This is a genomic window from Frankia sp. AgB32 (genome assembly GCF_023243045.1).
In the GTDB taxonomy this organism is placed as follows: Bacteria; Actinomycetota; Actinomycetes; order Frankiales; family Frankiaceae; genus Frankia.
Map to the genome: position 1 here is coordinate 1 of NZ_JALKFX010000144.1, position 2664 is coordinate 2664.

Annotated in this window: 3 protein-coding genes; 2 read left to right on the forward strand and 1 reads right to left on the reverse strand. The window is 59.8% G+C overall.

What is annotated here, in order from left to right:
* Nucleotides 1–340 (forward strand): hypothetical protein (locus MXD60_RS26085; RefSeq protein ID WP_248822337.1); only part of this gene is annotated, 340 nt, incomplete at its 5' end.
* Between the two features lie 787 nt (nt 341–1127).
* Nucleotides 1128–1802 carry a TlpA family protein disulfide reductase gene (locus MXD60_RS26090; protein ID WP_248822339.1) on the forward strand — a complete coding sequence of 225 codons (675 nt, stop codon included), beginning with the start codon at nt 1128–1130 and terminating at the stop codon, nt 1800–1802.
* A 422-nt stretch (nt 1803–2224) separates the two neighbouring features.
* Here MXD60_RS26090 and MXD60_RS26095 read toward each other — a convergent pair whose 3' ends face one another.
* Entirely contained in the window at nt 2225–2596 is a 372-nt protein-coding gene (locus tag MXD60_RS26095; RefSeq protein ID WP_308222616.1) for a cytochrome P450, read from the reverse strand.
* Nucleotides 2597–2664 lie beyond the last annotated feature (68 nt).

Genomic DNA, 2664 nt, shown 5'->3' on the forward strand with positions numbered 1-2664 from the left:
CCGCCACGCCGTACCAACCCACCGGCCAGGAGTCGGAGATCAGCCACCCAAGATCGACTTAAGCTTCACGGCATTGCGTCTGGAGGTGCTGTTGCTGCGGTTAAGCGAGCGGGATCGGCGCCTCGCGTTGGGTGCGGAGGCGCGCTCCTGGCCTTCACTAAGAAAATCCCCCAAATTTCGCATTAGCGTGTCGCCAAATGCCGAAAACGTCCGTTTCCCGAAGATTAGTACTTTCGCGTTTGCTTCGCAAGGTCTAGCCGATCACGTGAGAGCACCTCACGACTTCACGGTTCGGCTACTCGTAGTGATCGAACTTATTGAGAGTGCTAAGGTGGCGTAGTCGCTAGAGAGCATTGACCAGCAAAGAATGTATCTTCGACCGTGATCAAAATTCAGTCTCTCTTGGCGCCCGGTAACCGAGTGTTACTGGGAGACGAGCAAGTGAGGACTGCGGCCTTAGGTGACTTATGTCATACGCGGGCGCCTCGGTGCTCTATGGCGGGACTCCAGACGCCCCGGACACACGATCATCGGCCCTATCGCCAGGGGGTAAGCGATCGGCGAGCTCACAGCCGAAGAAATGACCGGCCCGGATCTTCAATGTCTGGCGGGTGGGGTCGTTGTCCGGGTTTCCGCTCCCGTTGATGTAGAATTTTTGTTATGATCTTTTGCGTGCTCCGTGAGTGAGGTGTTGTGATGGCGGCCCACTATTTCGATGTGAAGCTGTACCGTTGGGGCGTGACGGGACGGCCCGCAACCCCCTCACGACGCACCGTCCCCAGAAAGGGACAGCGCAGCGGGCGGCATGAGACCGCGTGGAGTAGGTTCGAGCCCGCTCCAAGGCTTTAGGGACCACCCGCGCAACGGCGCCACACCGTTACACCAGGGAACCACAATTCTGCATCAAAGCCACCCCGGTTGGCTGAATTTCTACTCCAGGCGCCGAACACGAGATCGCAACTAAGGCCTGCGGACGAAATGGTCGAGTATGATGCGTTCGACAGCCAGCGTGGCAAGAGGTCGTACCGACAACGCATGTAGCCAGTGAGGCTAGCCCCGCCGCAAGATCTGGAAGTGCCGACCTGTCGTACAGAAGCCACCGTAGCCGGGCAGGGGAGGGCGAGTAGGTGCGGATCTATCTGCGGAGGCGGACCTTCATCCAGTCAAGGTCCACCTCGAATTCTTTCGCGATCGCATTTCGACATGCGTCGAAGCGAGCACTTTTTGCACTAGTTTTGCTCGTCGGAGCGGAGCTATCCGGTTGTTCGGCGAACGGAGTCGACGCAGCCACCGGCTTCGTGCAATCGGCACCGGGCCAGTTTTTCGCGCCTCCCAACATGCGCAAACCAGCACCAAACCTATCGGGCACCACATTCACCGGCGCGAAAATCTCGCTGGCTTCAATGCGAGGAAAAGTCGTTGTCGTTAATTTCTGGGCCTCATGGTGTCCCCCATGTCGCGCTGAGGCTCCCGCACTGGGGCAACTTTCATCCAAGAACCCGACAGTAGACTTCATAGGCATCAACTCAAAGGACAAGCCGGCGCCAGCGAAAGCCTTCATCGCCGACCATCCTCTCGGCTACCCAAACATCTACGACCAGAATGGCATTCTTTCCGCGGGCTGGCCGGCTGCAGTTGGACTACCTCTGACGTATGTAATTGACCCGAACGGCGACATAGCGGCACGAATTACTGGTGGCGTCACTATCGAGAATTTGGGCTCGACATTGGACAGGCTTCGCGCCGAAGCGACACCGGCGCCATCCACTACCCCGCACGTCACCTCATCCAAGCCCACGTAACTTCCCGTGGAGCGGGAGGGCTCGCCGACCAGGACACCACCCCGCGAAGTCATCGAGGGCGTTGGTGGCCAGGCACGAAGAGAGGGCCTCCAAGGTCACGTCGTCACGCAGGACCTCGCGACCGCGCTATGCATGAAGATCGATGACGTACCGGACAGCCACCCACGCTGGATGAATCTGACCTGATCTGCCCCGCGGTCGCCGGCCCATGCTCGGTCATCACTCGTAGACCCACTGGCCGCCCTACGCCCGCTCCCACGAGGCAGGAATGCTCCCTCCGGGGCAGAGGCCGGGCCCGGAGGCTGGACAATCCGCTGGAAGTGTGGGCAATGAACTTGTGATCACGTTCGGTGCCCCTGGCCATCCACCACCATCTGCTGCCCCCTCCCCGAAGTAACCGTTCATACAGTAGACCCGTGACGCTAGTAGCACGCCTCTCCAGTCGTCGCGGGAAGGTGCGTGAAAGCGTTCACAGTGATGGACTGCAGATGTTGAGGTTCACCAGTGATGGTGAATCCCGGGAGGCGGCGAAAGATTTCTCGGAAGATGGTTGCTATCTCGGTCCGGGCAAGATGCGCGCCCAGGCAGTGATGAGGACCTGGACCGCCGAACCCGAGGTGTGACTGCGGTGAACGGGTGAGAACAACCCGGTCTGGCTGAAGGAACATGGTGGGGTCATGATTGGCGGCTGTGAAGCAGATCGCGATCTTCTCTCCTGGAAGCAGGCGGTGACCGCCAAGCGTCGTATCCCGCGACGCTGTGCGGCGCATGAGGAGCACCGGACTGGTGTCCATTCACGGGTGACGGTTCCAGTAGCCCAGTGTTGATGTTGGTTTAGGTGGCGGGGGCGGGTGTCCTGGGT

Excerpts from the sequence above, each read along its gene's own strand:
- MXD60_RS26095 (WP_308222616.1), bottom strand. The coding sequence starts at position 2,596 with ATGGACACCAGTCCGGTGCTCCTCATGCGCCGCACAGCGTCGCGGGAT.